Source organism: Enterococcus sp. DIV1067f (assembly GCF_050543505.1).
Lineage (GTDB): Bacteria > Bacillota > Bacilli > Lactobacillales > Enterococcaceae > Enterococcus_D > Enterococcus_D entomosocium.
Map to the genome: position 1 here is coordinate 791986 of NZ_CP172940.1, position 14973 is coordinate 806958.

Genomic DNA, 14973 nt, shown 5'->3' on the forward strand with positions numbered 1-14973 from the left:
CTCCTTACAACCAACGTTTCAAAAAGAAATTGTAAAGTTGTTGGGGTCACCACGACCGAACAATACTACACCTGAAGGACAACAAGTTTCCTTATCAGTATATCACATTCTTAATTGATAGGTAGACTGCTTTAACACTCTACCTTTTTATTCAGAAAAAGCAATTAGTGATTCAAATTAATAATAAAGGAGTGGATCAAATTTCGTTGTGTAAAATACTATAAGCAACTGTGGTCAAAAACTTAAAAGTTTCTGACTCATGTTTTTATCCGCACGCCCTAGTCTACATTTTATCGTGAACACATACAGCTCCCCATCAAAGCTCTATAGTAGAGGAACTGTTTTGTTCTTAATTGGATAGTGCTGTAAGAATTGGACAGCATTAAATATCCACTTGAGTCACTATGGACATTGGATGCTAGATTCGACTTGCCTGAATCAGTGGTTCCAAATGGCACAATGGCACATTGATCAAGGACAATCTTTGCCTTTAAATAAGGCAAAGAGATCATGACTAATCGAAGAATCCCACACGAAGTGCGAAGGTGGGATGGCTATCGAATATACCTGAAGAAAAAGAAATCAAATAAGTTTAAAAGGTGATTGATTGGTAGCGTGTAATAACGTCCTAATTTTAGAGGAAAGAGAAGAAGAGATATGAACAGATTTATGAATTTAAGAATATCTATTGAGATAGAGGAAGAAATCAAAATTCGTTGAATAACTAGCATAGGTTCATGTGATTCTTACCAAAGGAGTTTATGAATTCTTTAACACATTTCAAATAGATCAATTAAAAAGGAGGTTTTAAGGTTTTTAGACATAGAATCATGTAAAGAGGGAAACGCAATAATAAAAAAGTATCCTTTTGCCACCGCACCAGCCTATAAATATTGGCTGGTTTTTGTTTGAACGTGAATAACTAACTTCTCTATAAGATTCATATCTCATTCTTGAAATATACAATAGAACGAAATTGTACTTGTTGAACAAGCACAAAAGGATGCCTCGTCGACGGGCAAGGTAGGGAGTAAACCATATGGAAATTATTATCTCAACATCTGGAGACAAACCAATTTACGAACAAATCACAGCACAAATCAAAGAACACATTATGACAGGAAAATTAAAAACAGGCGATTCAATGCCATCAATGCGTGCTTTTGCCAAGTCACTACATGTGAGTGTTATTACCGTTCCACGCGCATATGAAGATTTACAACGTGACGGATTTATCGAGAGTGCTGTTGGACGAGGCAGTTTTGTTGCTGTCCAAAACAAAGACGTGATAAAGGAAGAACAACAGCGGAAACTTGAAAGCTTACTACTAGAAGTAACTGATATTGCCCGTCAAAATGGCATAGGCATTGAAAGATTGAAAAGTTTGATCGATATTTTTTATCTAGGAGACGAATAAGAATGACAAAACTAATAGAAATTAATGGACTAAAGAAGTCCTATTCAAAATCAGAATTCGCACTTAAAAACGTAAACTTTTCCTTGGTAACATGCGAAATTATGGGGTTCATTGGCGAGAATGGTGCAGGAAAAACCACTACACTCGGCTGTATTTTAGGGACACTCATTAAAAGCTCAGGTAATATCAAACTGTTTGGTCAAGATGCTACCGATGAGAATTCATACTTAAGAGACAGTATCGGCGTAGTCTTCGATGTAGAAAGTTTTTGGCCACGCATGACACCAAAAAAAATTGCCAGTGTTATGAGAGATGTATACACCGATTGGGATGACAACTTATATCAAGAATATCTTAAAAACTTCAAGTTATCTTATAAGGCGAAAATCGTCACATTTTCACGAGGTATGACAATGAAATTGGCGTTAGCTGTAGCACTATCCCACCACCCCAAATTACTTATTTTGGATGAGGTTACAGGTGGCCTTGATCCAATTGTTCGAGACGAAGTTCTGGACATTATTTTAGATTTTGTGAGTGACGGTCACAAATCGGTCTTGTTTTCATCACATATTACTAGTGATTTAGAAAAAATTGCGAATACCATTACTTTCATTCATGACGGTGAAATTATTCTGTCAAAAGCAAAAGACGTACTAACTTACGAATATGGGATACTACGTTGCCCAGTATCAAAATTTTCCGACATAGATAAATATGATGTCGTGGCTTATAAAAAGCGAGATTTTCAAATTGACGTGTTAGTCCATAACAAAAGCGTCGTAGAAAAAAAGTATAAAGATTTGATCATGGATAAGGCAACCATTGAAGAAATAATGCTGATTATTATTAGAGGAGAGTCACAATGAGAAAAAGTAAAACAATTGGTCTATTACAATACCGATTTTATAATCTGCCAATAGAAACTACATGGATGTACTTAATTGTCCTAGGGTGCGTAGCCATTGCCGTTTCACTTGGATGGACAACCATTGCAACAGGCATTCTTTTATGGTTAGTACCAAGCTTTATTAACTTTAACGGTATGGAAGTGGCAGAAAGAAAAAACACGAAATTACAGTTGAGCTTTCCTATTTCGAGAAAGCAAAATGTGGATATCAGATATATAAGTTTTATCATTGTTAACCTCATGGCCATTGGAGTGAGTTACATTTTTTACATGACAACGAATTTCTTCGTTGAGTAGAATATAATATCAATTTCAGCCTTGATCTAGATGGATTAAACTGGTTATTTGCTCAAGTGCCATTTTTAACTGTCGTAAAAATTGTATTGGGATTTACCTTGTTTCAGACAGCCCTTTACTATAGTTTATCTTATACAGTATTCAAAAATGTAGGAAAACCACCATTTTGGATAACCGTTATTATAACGGGCGTATATATGATGGCAGATTCCTACATTCATTTTATTAACTTGACATGGGATCAAATGCCAAATGCTATGTTAGGTGTGGGATTAGTTTTCTTTATAATTAGCTACTTCATTAGCGTCAAGGCATTTAGAAAGTTAGATTTCAGTTAAATAAGAAATCACCATAAATAATAAATGAAATTTTGCCTATTTTTATAATTCAAAATATGAATCTTTGTTTTTACGAAATGATACAAATCAACTTCTACCACTCTTTTTAGATACTACAATTGATATGTACTACTCTATTTTTGTGATCATAAACTCGGAAAAAAATCATTGTTCATTTAAAATTTTAGATTTATGGTTATGAAGACTATTTTTTTGTGTGGTCAGAAAGTTTCTTTTTCAGAGGACAACGGAGTATGCTCTAGTAATAGAATTTTTTTAAAAAAATATCATTGACTTTTTTGAGTGATTTAATAGTAATTAGTTCCTAATATAGACAATAGATAAGCTATGAGTGATTATGAGCTATATAATATTCCTATTTTATTTTAATAATGGTATATGATAGTATATTTCCATTCGCAAAACATTTTTTTAGGTGGGGAAACAACGACAATCTTCCCATCGATCAAGAATGAAGAAAACAGTTTCTACAGACCTGAGTAGGAGCTGAAAAAACTGAGTCTTCTACTTAATCCAAAAAATCTTGTAAGAGATCTAATTGGTGACTGGGCGTTATTCGCTTACTGATTAAATCATAATATAACCGTGCTAGAGAACTATATATTGTAAGTCTTAAAGGGAAATGAACTGTAAATTTATTTGTGATTCTTCAGATCCATAAACTATAGAGAACATTGCCTCAGTTAGTCTATCATTTTTTTCTATTATATTTCCAACTAAAGCGTCAGTAGAAAATATGCAAAGTTCTCATTAAAGGGAATTTTTAGATTTTTTAATTCCTTAGTAGACATCGATTTGCAATCGCTTTCTTTCAAATATTTCTTAGAGAGACGAAAAATTTGATTACTTATTTACACGATTCCATTGTAAGCTAATAAGAGGAATAATTGTTAATATTACCAATAAATATAACCAAACACTTTAAATGTAAGTTAACATTTAGTTTCTAAGGGAACTACTTAAACACAATAATTTTTTACTATCGAGATTGAATTGTAAATTAATCACAACGGTAAGGATAATTTTCATTTATTGAATAAGATGCTTTAAAATACCCTAAAGAAAAACGCTATTATCAATAACTGACGATTAGTTATCCGGCGATCGGCCACCATCTGTATAACAATTACTCGTAATTTCTTGAAAATTTCATCTTTAGTGAATCTCGATTTTTTTTTGGACGCGCTTTTATGCAATTCCTAATGAAGGATTTTTGCTTGAACAAACATAAAAGGTCAGTAGGGACTATTATAAGAAGTTAGTTGGCCTGGCGGTATCTCCAGCAATCCAACTGACTTAATGTGATTTGTTGAGCAATTATAGATGAGAATAGTAGTGCTTGAACCTAAGCTTTATTTGGAAATTAAATACTAAAGAAGTGATATCTACATTCATAGAAATTGTGAATCTGAGTAGAAGAAGAGGAGTTTTATTATGTTGAAAAAATTAGGTATTATACTAGTAGTTGGAATGATGACGTTAGGTCATCCTCTTATAGCAGTGGCAGAAGGAATGGAAAAACCACTGCAGGAAAAGGAACGACTAGGAGAAGGAGACCAAGAAAGTGAGGATATGGAAAGAGACGAATCACCCCCTAAAAATGAGCTAAGTAATGAGAATGATCCTATTAATTCAGAAAACAGTAAGGATGAAAATGCAAGCGAAGACTCTTCACCTGTTCTTTCTGATTCAGATGAGAAAAAGCCTGAAAATAGCCACGAAGCCACCAACTCTGAGGAAAATGATCCTGATTTTTTGGATTCATCGGATACCATCGAACAAAAAAATGAGGAAAATGAAGAGAAACTAATGGAGAAAACTGACTCAGACACTTGGGGGGAAGTTCCTTGGAGTTGGGATGAAGCCACAAAAACAATCACTTTAGAAGCAGGAGTTGCCGGAAGATCGTTACAAGCACCTTGGAGTTCACAGTATACTCAGGTAGAGAAGATTGTTGTTAAAGGAATCGTAGTACTACCTAGTGATAGTTCAGGGTTATTCAGAAACACGAATCGATTGGCTGAGATCGATTCAGCTGCCAATTTTGATGTGTCAAATGTAACGAATATGAGTAATATGTTTCACCGTGCAGAGAGTTTGAAAACAGTAGACCTTAGTACGTGGGACACATCCAACGTGACGAACATGAGTAGTATGTTCACTAGTGCACGTGAGTTATCATCTCTTAATGTCAGTTCATGGGATACATCCAATGTGACTAACATGAGTAGCATGTTCAATAATACACCAATCTTATCCTCTGTTGATGTTAGTTCATGGGATACGTCAAACGTAATGAACATGAGCAACATGTTCAATGGTACAACAGCCTTATCCTCTGTTGATGTTAGTTCATGGGATACGTCAAAAGTAACGAACATGAGCAACATGTTCCATAATGCCCGTGAATTATCATTTCTTGATGTCAGTTCATGGGATACGTCAAAAGTAACAAATATGAGTAATATGTTTCTCCGTGCTGAAAATCTTTCTAATGTAGATGTCAGTTCATGGGATACGTCAAGAGTCACCAACATGGCTGCCATGTTTTCGAATATGGGCACTGGTATCACCGCCTTAGATGTCAGCTCTTGGGATACGTCAAGTGTCACAGATATGCGCTCTATGTTTGCTAATTCGAGTAGTTTAACGACTTTAGATGTCAGCTCCTGGGATACCTCAAGTGTTACAAGCATGCGATCCATGTTTATGGGGACTCGTAGTTTGACTGCCTTAGATGTCAGCTCATGGAATACCTCTAGTGTCACTGATATGGGAAATCTGTTCTCAGGAGCTCGTAGTTTGACTGCATTGGATGTCAGTTTGTGGGATACGTCAAATGTCACCAATATGGGCTGGATGTTTTATAATACCGAGAACTTGCGTTCGTTAGATGTAAGCTTATGGGATACATCTAAAGTAACTGACACAAACTACATGTTTAATCTTGCGATAAGACTCAACCAATTAGATGTCAGCACGTGGGATGTTTCAAATGTTACCAATATGTGGAGTATGTTTAGTTCGACTTCGTTATCTTCATTAGATCTTAGTTCATGGGACACGTCCAATGTAACGAATATGCGAGACATGTTTAGAGGAACGCGTAATTTGTCTTCTATTACTTTGGGAGAAAAGTCGGTGTTTTCTGCAAGTGCTAATTTATTTACAGTTACGTCATCTAGTATTTATACCGGTGGATGGATACTGGATTCAGAAGAGCTAACTGTTAGATTTGCTAGTTCTGAGGAATTCATGGACCAATATGATGGGAGTAAACCTGGAACCTATGTTTGGGAACGTCGAAGCCCTGAACCCGTTACTGTTCATTATCTTGATTTTGAGACAGAGAAACCATTAGCAGAAGCTGTGGTTCTGAACGGAGATATTGGGGCAGCCTTTATTACAGAACCAAAAGAAATCTCTGGATGGTACGTAAGAGAAACACCAAATAATGCGACAGGTACATTTAGCGGAGAAGCTCAAGAAGTGATTTACCTGTATGAACGCAGTGATGCGGCACCTGTTACCGTAAAACACAAAGATTCCGAAGGGAATCAACTAGCAGAACCAACGATCCTAAGTGGAAAAGTGGGGTTGCCTTATGATAGTGATCCTAAAGAGATTCCAGGATGGTATGTCGCAGAAACACCGAATAATGCATCTGGTACCTTTACAAAAGAAGCCCAAGAAGTGGTGTATGTGTATGAACGTAGCGATGCAGCACCTGTTACCGTAAAACACAAAGATTCCGAAGGGAATCAACTAGCAGAACCAACGATCCTAAGTGGAAAAGTGGGGTTGCCTTATGATAGTGATCCTAAAGAGATTCCAGGATGGTATGTCGCAGAAACACCGAATAATGCATCTGGTACCTTTACAAAAGAAGCTCAAGAAGTGGTGTATGTGTATGAACGTAGCGATGCAGCACCTGTTACCGTAAAACACAAAGATTCCGAAGGGAATCAACTAGCAGAACCAACGATCCTAAGTGGAAAAGTGGGGTTGCCTTATGATAGTGATCCTAAAGAGATTCCAGGATGGTATGTCGCAGAAACACCGAATAATGCATCTGGTACCTTTACAAAAGAAGCCCAAGAAGTGGTGTATGTGTATGAACGTAGCGATGCAGCACCTGTTACCGTAAAACACAAAGATTCCGAAGGGAATCAACTAGCAGAACCAACGATCCTAAGTGGAAAAGTGGGGTTGCCTTATGATAGTGATCCTAAAGAGATTCCAGGATGGTATGTCGCAGAAACACCGAATAATGCATCTGGTACCTTTACAAAAGAAGCCCAAGAAGTGGTGTATGTGTATGAACGTAGCGATGCAGCACCTGTTACCGTAAAACACAAAGATTCCGAAGGGAATCAACTAGCAGAACCAACGATCCTAAGTGGAAAAGTGGGGTTGCCTTATGATAGTGATCCTAAAGAGATTCCAGGATGGTATGTCGCAGAAACACCGAATAATGCATCTGGTACCTTTACAAAAGAAGCCCAAGAAGTGGTGTATGTGTATGAACGTAGCGATGCAGCACCTGTTACCGTAAAACACAAAGATTCCGAAGGGAATCAACTAGCAGAACCAACGATCCTAAGTGGAAAAGTGGGGTTGCCTTATGATAGTGATCCTAAAGAGATTCCAGGATGGTATGTCGCAGAAACACCGAATAATGCATCTGGTACCTTTACAAAAGAAGCTCAAGAAGTGGTGTATGTGTATGAACGTAGCGATGCAGCACCTGTTACCGTAAAACACAAAGATTCCGAAGGGAATCAACTAGCAGAACCAACGATCCTAAGTGGAAAAGTGGGGTTGCCTTATGATAGTGATCCTAAAGAGATTCCAGGATGGTATGTCGCAGAAACACCGAATAATGCATCTGGTACCTTTACAAAAGAAGCCCAAGAAGTGGTGTATGTGTATGAACGTAGCGATGCAGCACCTGTTACCGTAAAACACAAAGATTCCGAAGGGAATCAACTAGCAGAACCAACGATCCTAAGTGGAAAAGTGGGGTTGCCTTATGATAGTGATCCTAAAGAGATTCCAGGATGGTATGTCGCAGAAACACCGAATAATGCATCTGGTACCTTTACAAAAGAAGCCCAAGAAGTGGTGTATGTGTATGAACGTAGCGATGCAGCACCTGTTACCGTAAAACACAAAGATTCCGAAGGGAATCAACTAGCAGAACCAACGATCCTAAGTGGAAAAGTGGGGTTGCCTTATGATAGTGATCCTAAAGAGATTCCAGGATGGTATGTCGCAGAAACACCGAATAATGCTTCCGGCACTTTCAGCGACGCAGTGCAAGAAGTAGTGTACGTGTATAGCACTAAATCGCATAATTCGAAGAACAATGACAATTCAAATAATCATTTGCCAAAAACAGGAGAACAGACCTATGGACAAGGAATTATGACAGCTGCTGGAGCCTTATTAGTTACTCTTGCATTTGTAGTAGGTAAAATACGTAAAAAAGCTAATCATTAAAAAAGAAAGAGTGTTCAGAAAATGACGAATTTCTGGACACTCTTTTTAGATACCATAATTGATAGGTATTACTTTATTTTTGTGTTCATAAACTCGTAACTAAATCATTGTTCAATTAAATTTAGATTTATGAGTATTAGGACAAACAATGGATGGGGTCAAAAACTTAAAAGTTTCTGACCTCATATTTATAACCGCATGCTCAAAACCACATTTGAAAATCGGAATTTACAGAAATACTGTGGGGAAATAGTTAGAGAATCATAACTTGCCATTTTGTGAGAGAAGAATAAACAATAAGATAAAAGTGATAAAACGAGTAGCCTACGGTTATCGAAATTCCCACAACTTTCGAGCAAGAATTTATCTCATTCAAGGCTTGATCTTCCAAGTAAAATAAAAACCAGTTAAGCACTCTGCCTAACTGATTATGACTAAATTTTCAGTTGTATCTTTCTCTACCAACACTAAATGTCGAAGAACCATTTTTATTTTATAAGGAAACTTAAAAATCCAAAAGAATCATATACGAAATGACAAATCCAGCTAATCCATACACTATTAGATTTCTTCCAAATATAATTTAGAGCAAGTCTTGCAGGCATCAAAGTCATTACTAATTGTAGTGGATGAAAACCATATGAAGTGATGTGCCACATAGAAAATAGGAAGCTACAAATAATTGTAGACCAGAAAAAAGATATTCCTCTTTTTTGAAGAGATAAAAGAATATTTGTACTTACCAATTCTTCCCCCAAAAGCATAAAGGGTATTTGTAAAAAATACATTGTCCATGAGATGGTTCCATAAATAGAATTAGATGTGGTTTGACCGAAAAAATGAACATACATCCAAGAAAAGAAGAAGCCAGAAATCAGAACTAATGGTATTCCCCAAAGTAAAACTTTGATACTGAAATGTTTAAACTGAGATAAAAACTCAGTCTTCAATAAGAAATACCCCGCTAAAGCTGATAACAAGAAATTCCAAACAGTTCCGAATACAGATAAAACGTTAGTGTTTAAACCAGTATAAGAAAGAAACAAGTAAGAGATAGCAATGATTATGGTTATAGAGAATAGAATAAAAGATGAATTTTTCTTCAACATCATCACACCTTTTTATATGATGAAACTAAGAAAAGTATAGAGATAAAAATAAAAAACAATAAAAATATTAATCTTTTTGGGTTAAGTATAAGCAAGTTACTCAGTAATCCGACGAAACAAAAAAAGCCAACCCTAATTAGGCTAGCTAGTATGAATATTAACCAAAATAAAAAGCTAACAAAATAGCAGTGAGATCAAATATTAAATGAACTGCATAACTGGTAAGTATAGAATTACTTTTAATTGCAGCTTGGTTAAAGAGAATCCTTGCCGCTCCTTGTATCAATAAGATATGACCTAATGTATGGATAATATTACCATTATCATAAGTGGAATAATGTATTAGCCCAAATATGATCGCTGACAATAAGCTTGCAATCGGAAGACGAAATTTGCTAGAGAAAATGGATAAAATGAAAACAGAAAAGAGTTCTTCACCCAATATCATTATTGGTAAAATAAGAAAAAGTAAGGGCTGAACAGCTTCTGTAGCAGAATTTCCTTTGAGATCCCATTTCAATACATGTTCTAATATCACAGAGACAATGAAACTCAAAATCAGATTTAAAAAGAAGTACAGAAGGAAGTTTTTAATTGGTGCAGTGGGTTTAGAAAAAAGGGACTTTATACTACCCGGCCCATAAACATAGCGAAAAGCAATAAAACCTGTGACTGTCAGTGCAAGAATACTGACTATTGATGGTCCCCATAATAGTCCGACTATTCCAAGTATTACGATGAAGGTCCCAATGAAAATTTTTTTTGTCTCTAAATCTCTGTGTAATAATCTGTTCATATGATTCAGCTCCTAATGTGGTATAAAATAGAATTCGTTTTTTGTAAAAATATTAAGTGAGGAAAATTAATCGGATCAGTTTAAGACAATTTAATATGAAATAACTGTTGTAAGTATAAACTATTATCATTTCAAAATATAATTTAAAGCTTGGTCGGCATAAATCATATCAAACGAACACGTTCAATCTTACTTTTAATCAGCTTCTATATAATAGAGTATAAAACTGCAATGCATGTAGGCATTAACAACTCTTGGTTGTATTGACTAGCCTTTTCCAAAGGATTGATTCTCTTATTCTTATATTTATACAAGTGTATCTTACGTCATTTCAGTTAACAAAAGAAATAAAGTCGTATATTTAAGACTTTTTTTCTATATTCATTAAATCAAACTATAATGAAGTGGAATTTTAAATTCTAATAAAAGCTGTGAGGAGCAAATAAGTGAAATGGATAGTTATGATCATTACTTTAATATTACTTAGTTTCGTGTAAATACGAGTTTTTAACGATCAATTTAATGGAGGAAAACAAAATGAAAAAACTTTTTATTGGATTAACAGCAGTTGCAATTAGCAGTATAGGGGTTGTAGTACCTGTTTCGGCAGATACAATAAACGGGTATCACGTCACAGTAAAAGATGAATACCATGCAATTGATGATGATGGAACCATGTGGTCAAATGATGGTGGCACATGGTTTAATAGCCTTACCGGTGAAAAGGGCATTCTTCTTTTCAAAGAAGAACCAGAGGGAACGAAAGAAACAGAACCAAAACCAGAAGAAACAACTCCCGTAATTCCAATCCCTACACAAGAACCAGAAGGAACGAAAGAAACAGAGCCAAAACCGGAAGAAACAACTCCCGTAACTCCAATCCCTACACAAGAACCAGAGGAAACGAAAGAAACAGAGCCAAAACCGGAAGAAACAACTCCCGTAACTCCAATCCCTACACAAGAACCAGAGGGAACGAAAGAAACAGAACCAAAACCAGAAGAAACAACTCCCGTAGTTCCAATCCCTACACAAGAACCAGAGGAAACGAAAGAAACAGAGCCAAAACCGGAAGAAACAACTCCCGTAATTCCAACTCCTACACAAGAACCAGAGGAAACGAAAGAAACAGAGCCAAAACCGGAAGAAACAACTCCCGTAATTCCAACTCCTACACAAGAACTAGAAGGAACGAAAGAAACAGAACCAAAACCAGAAGAAACGAACCTCTCTATTAAGACAGCAAAAAACACATCAGAGGTTATTGGTCAAGGAGCCAATAAGGAAGCAACATCTGTGACGAAAACGGCTAGTTCTGTTAAAAAAGGAGAAATTAAAGTTCTAGAAGATAAAGTAAATATCAATGCTAATAGATTTCCTAAAACAGGAGAAAATAGTAAGATTTCAACTATTTTTAGTTTTATTGGTATTATATTTATATGTATAGTAGTGCGCTTTGTATTCAAAACAAAAGAGGCAAAACTGTGAAATTCAAGACGCTAGAAGTTTTTCACTGAATTAATTTAAAGATCATGACTTTAACTTGAATAAATAATTTAAATAGCAATTAAAACTTAAAATCAACTGATTCTATTCAGAAGATGGTTTATTGAAGGTTATGTAAAAGAGGGGGTACTATTTATGTACGGTGAGACGATCAGAAAAATTCGTTTAAAGAAAGGATTTAGTCAAAAAGAAGTTTATGGAGATATCATATCTAAGTCCTATGCTATTGAATTTGAAAAAGGAAAACATCAAATAGCTTCCAATATACTTATTCAAATCCTAGATAAGCTTTCAATGGATATTGATGAATTCTTATTTATTGCAAATGATTATCAATTGAACGAAAAAAATAATTACAATCATATTTATCAAAGATTGGCAAATAAACAAGATATTTCTGGTCTAAATCTCTTGTTAGAAGATTTGAAAAAAAAACAGGAAAATTGAACAATATTAGAATTGCAGAAGTAAGATCACGTATAAGAATTTTAACGCATTTTAAAAAGTTTGGAACTTATCATGCTGGAGTAGTTCTGGAATGTGATCGTCAGGTTATTGCTTCTTATCTGGTAGATGTTGAAAGTTGGACGCTACATGAAATCTTACTTTTTGCTAATACACTGGACTTTTTAGAAGATGAACTCATCTTTATTTTTTTCAAAAGAGTTTCTAATTTATTAGAATATTATGTTCTGCTTGATAATGGTCGAGAAATTTATTGTACTTTGTTAATAAATTTATTAGAGTACACCTTTAAGAAAGAACAATATCAGTATACAGAAGTTTTACTTGCACAATTAGATCTGTTATCAACCGATTATAGAGAATTTTTCCACAGAACAGTTTATAAATTCTTTGAAGGACTGTTACTTATGAAGCGAGGAGAGGAAGTAAAAGGAAGAAAAATTGCAGAGCACATGCTTGAAACTATGCGTTACTTAGATCAAGAACCGTTAGCGAAGATGTTTTCTCACTTGGTGTAACCATAGTATAAAATGATTTTAAGCATCAGAAAAAATGAAAAATGCATTAATTAAAATATACTAGAAATGGTTCCTTTCCGTAGTGTGGACCTAATCTTCAAATAAAGTGGATGAGGAAGAAAATAATGACGAAATTAATAAAAAAAAGAAGAATATATGGAATATTTTCAACAGTCACTTAAAAAAAGGAAAAGAACGAAATGCGTTGAGCCGTTATATGGAGGAGCAGTTCGAAAAATTGAATCAATTAATTGATGGTGTTCCCAAAGATTCATTTTGGGATGTTTTCCCTGAAATATTAGGTATTGATGCTAAGCTAACTTTATTGATCCAGTTGGTATCATTCGAGAACTTTACCAGTAAGGATATCATTCGAATAGTTCAGAATGATTATAAGAATTATTTTAAGGAGTTATGTGGGTATGACCTGAAAATGAAATCCAAACCTTCTATGATTTTTAATGTGTCATAAATTCAAATTATTGTGATGTAAAAACTAAGTCTATTCAGAAAATGACTAATTGCTGGATGCTCTTTTTGTTTTCGTAAACTTGTCATCAAAAGATTATTTATTAAAAAAATAGTTTTATGAGTATTTGGACAAACCCTTAATGGTGTCATAAACTTAAAAGTTTTTGTCCCTCTTTTATATAATGAACGCAATTAATGAAGCAAGTAAAATGAGTTATATATGATTTCCTAGTATCAATAACGATAGGATTTGAGGAGCAAGTTGGTATCCAATCTCGTGTTCAGGTTTTAAGTTCAGTATATTATTTCCTCCTGGACAATATCCTCCAGCTGTATACTCAACTCATATGTACATTGGTCATGTAGAACGTGTAAGTTATGTGGGCGGAGCTCGGTATATCGGACATTATTCAACTAGAATCTGAGAATATGAATAACTTTGATCTATGGAAATGGGTTGCAGGAAAAAGGATAGATAAAGAACCCAACTATTCCAAAAAAATTGGTTGTATGTAAGTTTAATGTTACTGCTGTTCATATTGATTGTCCTATCTTATTATTTCATTTCCGTATTATGGTAGTTTCTAGTTTTTTTAATGAGTGAAACATGAATAGTATAAAATAAATAACTAGTAAAAACCTCTTACATGTTCAAGAGGTTTTTTATTTACTAATTACTTGCAGCCAAATTTTGATAGTACCTAATAAGTGTGTCGACGCGTAATTAAATTGTTTAAGTCAGTCAGTGTTTTAATCTGATTTAAATTTAATTCCGGCATATTACAAATTCTTAGTAGGACAGTAGAGTTTACCCTGTTGGTCTATTTGCCGATTGGAATATATAAACCGTTCTTTGCAGCCAGATATGTTGAGCAAATTAGAATTCAAAAAAATAGAATGTGTATGATGCAATTGTTAAAAAGAGTGTTCAGAAAATGACTAATTACTGAACACTCTTTTTAAATACTATAATTGATATGTATTATTCTATTTTTGTATCCACAAACTCATAAATTATTCACTGTTCAATTAAAAATTAAGTTTATGATGATAATTACATATCTTGAATGATGTCAGAAACTTAAGAGTTTATGAGCTCTCTTTGATTGCTATATATTATAAAATCGTTCAAGATTGGATATTATTGGACACTTTTTCTATGCTAAATTAACCTATAGTAAGAGCAATAACTATGCTATTAATTCCTTTTTACTTAGAAATTATGAGTAAACAACTTGACCTTATATAGATGGTTGTCTATATTGTATATAGACAACCATCTATATAAGGAGGATCGAAAGAATGAATTATGAATCTCTTTCATTAGTATTAAAATCTCTAGCGGATCCAAATCGTATGAAAATAGTAGATGTGCTTTCTTGCGGCAGTTTATGTGCATGTGATTTACTTGAATATTTTGATTTTACACAACCTACACTCTCTCATCATATGAAAGTACTAGAAAAAGCAGGTGTTGTTTGTGTAAGTAAAAAAGGACAATGGCACCATTATTCGTTGAGGGAAGAATTTGTTGTAGAATTTATGAAATCTATTCAACAATTACTTGTAAATAATGAAGACAACTGTGTGTGCAAAGTAAAAGAAGGATCTAAATAGGGGGGG

The 14973-nt window shown here is 34.6% G+C and carries 11 protein-coding genes and 1 pseudogene; 10 read left to right on the plus strand and 2 right to left on the minus strand.

Translation table 11 applies throughout. From position 1 onward, the window contains the following. The first annotated feature begins 1039 nt into the window (after positions 1-1039). The 5 genes and pseudogenes from IGJ42_RS03680 to IGJ42_RS03700 form a co-directional block, all read left to right on the plus strand. Positions 1040-1417: a GntR family transcriptional regulator gene (locus IGJ42_RS03680; protein ID WP_086332062.1), complete on the plus strand. Its 378-nt coding sequence runs from the start codon at positions 1040-1042 to the stop codon at positions 1415-1417. Positions 1418-1419: 2 nt separating this feature from the next. After that, entirely contained in the window at positions 1420-2286 is an 867-nt protein-coding gene (locus IGJ42_RS03685; protein ID WP_422705381.1) for an ABC transporter ATP-binding protein, read from the plus strand. Then, the gene (locus IGJ42_RS03690; protein ID WP_086332064.1) at positions 2283-2624 is read left to right on the plus strand and encodes an ABC-2 transporter permease; all 342 of its coding nucleotides are present in this window, start codon (positions 2283-2285) and stop codon (positions 2622-2624) included. The genes IGJ42_RS03685 and IGJ42_RS03690 overlap by 4 nt, the downstream gene beginning before the upstream one ends. A 1793-nt stretch (positions 2625-4417) precedes the next feature. Further along, positions 4418-8485: a MucBP domain-containing protein gene (locus IGJ42_RS03695; RefSeq protein WP_430615955.1), complete on the plus strand. Its 4068-nt coding sequence runs from the start codon at positions 4418-4420 to the stop codon at positions 8483-8485. A 289-nt stretch (positions 8486-8774) separates the two neighbouring features. Beyond that, positions 8775-8885: pseudogene (locus tag IGJ42_RS03700) on the plus strand (transposase); the annotation flags it as partial. 88 nt (positions 8886-8973) lie between these two features. Here IGJ42_RS03700 and IGJ42_RS03705 read toward each other — a convergent pair. Together IGJ42_RS03705 and IGJ42_RS03710 are read right to left on the minus strand one after the other, a co-directional pair. Then, a complete protein-coding gene (locus IGJ42_RS03705) occupies positions 8974-9594 on the minus strand; it encodes a CPBP family intramembrane glutamic endopeptidase (protein ID WP_429947053.1) in 621 nt (206 codons plus the stop codon). Between the two features lie 157 nt (positions 9595-9751). After that, positions 9752-10390: a CPBP family glutamic-type intramembrane protease gene (locus IGJ42_RS03710; RefSeq protein ID WP_086332066.1), complete on the minus strand. Its 639-nt coding sequence runs from the start codon at positions 10388-10390 to the stop codon at positions 9752-9754. Positions 10391-10927: 537 nt separating this feature from the next. Between IGJ42_RS03710 and IGJ42_RS03715 the strand changes: the two genes are divergently transcribed. The 5 genes from IGJ42_RS03715 to IGJ42_RS03735 all read left to right on the plus strand — a co-directional run bounded on the left by IGJ42_RS03715 (position 10928) and on the right by IGJ42_RS03735 (position 14967). After that, a complete protein-coding gene (locus tag IGJ42_RS03715) occupies positions 10928-11878 on the plus strand; it encodes a hypothetical protein (RefSeq protein ID WP_429961073.1) in 951 nt (316 codons plus the stop codon). A gap of 153 nt (positions 11879-12031) precedes the next feature. Further along, a complete protein-coding gene (locus tag IGJ42_RS03720; RefSeq protein ID WP_430615958.1) occupies positions 12032-12343 on the plus strand; it encodes a helix-turn-helix domain-containing protein in 312 nt (103 codons plus the stop codon). Next, the gene (locus tag IGJ42_RS03725) at positions 12340-12879 is read left to right on the plus strand and encodes a hypothetical protein (RefSeq protein WP_430615960.1); all 540 of its coding nucleotides are present in this window, start codon (positions 12340-12342) and stop codon (positions 12877-12879) included. Before IGJ42_RS03720 ends, IGJ42_RS03725 begins: the two co-directional genes overlap by 4 nt. A 106-nt stretch (positions 12880-12985) precedes the next feature. After that, positions 12986-13351 carry a DUF7006 family protein gene (locus IGJ42_RS03730; protein WP_429961074.1) on the plus strand — a complete coding sequence of 122 codons (366 nt, stop codon included), beginning with the start codon at positions 12986-12988 and terminating at the stop codon, positions 13349-13351. A gap of 1301 nt (positions 13352-14652) precedes the next feature. After that, entirely contained in the window at positions 14653-14967 is a 315-nt protein-coding gene (locus IGJ42_RS03735; RefSeq protein WP_270277295.1) for an ArsR/SmtB family transcription factor, read from the plus strand. Positions 14968-14973 lie beyond the last annotated feature (6 nt).

Coding starts and splice junctions, on each gene's coding strand:
- IGJ42_RS03720 (WP_430615958.1), top strand. CDS start 12,032: ATGTACGGTGAGACGATCAGAAAAATTCGTTTAAAGAAAGGATTTAGT.
- IGJ42_RS03705 (WP_429947053.1), bottom strand. CDS start 9,594: ATGTTGAAGAAAAATTCATCTTTTATTCTATTCTCTATAACCATAATC.
- IGJ42_RS03715 (WP_429961073.1), top strand. CDS start 10,928: ATGAAAAAACTTTTTATTGGATTAACAGCAGTTGCAATTAGCAGTATA.
- IGJ42_RS03710 (WP_086332066.1), bottom strand. CDS start 10,390: ATGAACAGATTATTACACAGAGATTTAGAGACAAAAAAAATTTTCATT.
- IGJ42_RS03735 (WP_270277295.1), top strand. CDS start 14,653: ATGAATTATGAATCTCTTTCATTAGTATTAAAATCTCTAGCGGATCCA.
- IGJ42_RS03690 (WP_086332064.1), top strand. CDS start 2,283: ATGAGAAAAAGTAAAACAATTGGTCTATTACAATACCGATTTTATAAT.
- IGJ42_RS03685 (WP_422705381.1), top strand. CDS start 1,420: ATGACAAAACTAATAGAAATTAATGGACTAAAGAAGTCCTATTCAAAA.
- IGJ42_RS03695 (WP_430615955.1), top strand. CDS start 4,418: ATGTTGAAAAAATTAGGTATTATACTAGTAGTTGGAATGATGACGTTA.
- IGJ42_RS03680 (WP_086332062.1), top strand. CDS start 1,040: ATGGAAATTATTATCTCAACATCTGGAGACAAACCAATTTACGAACAA.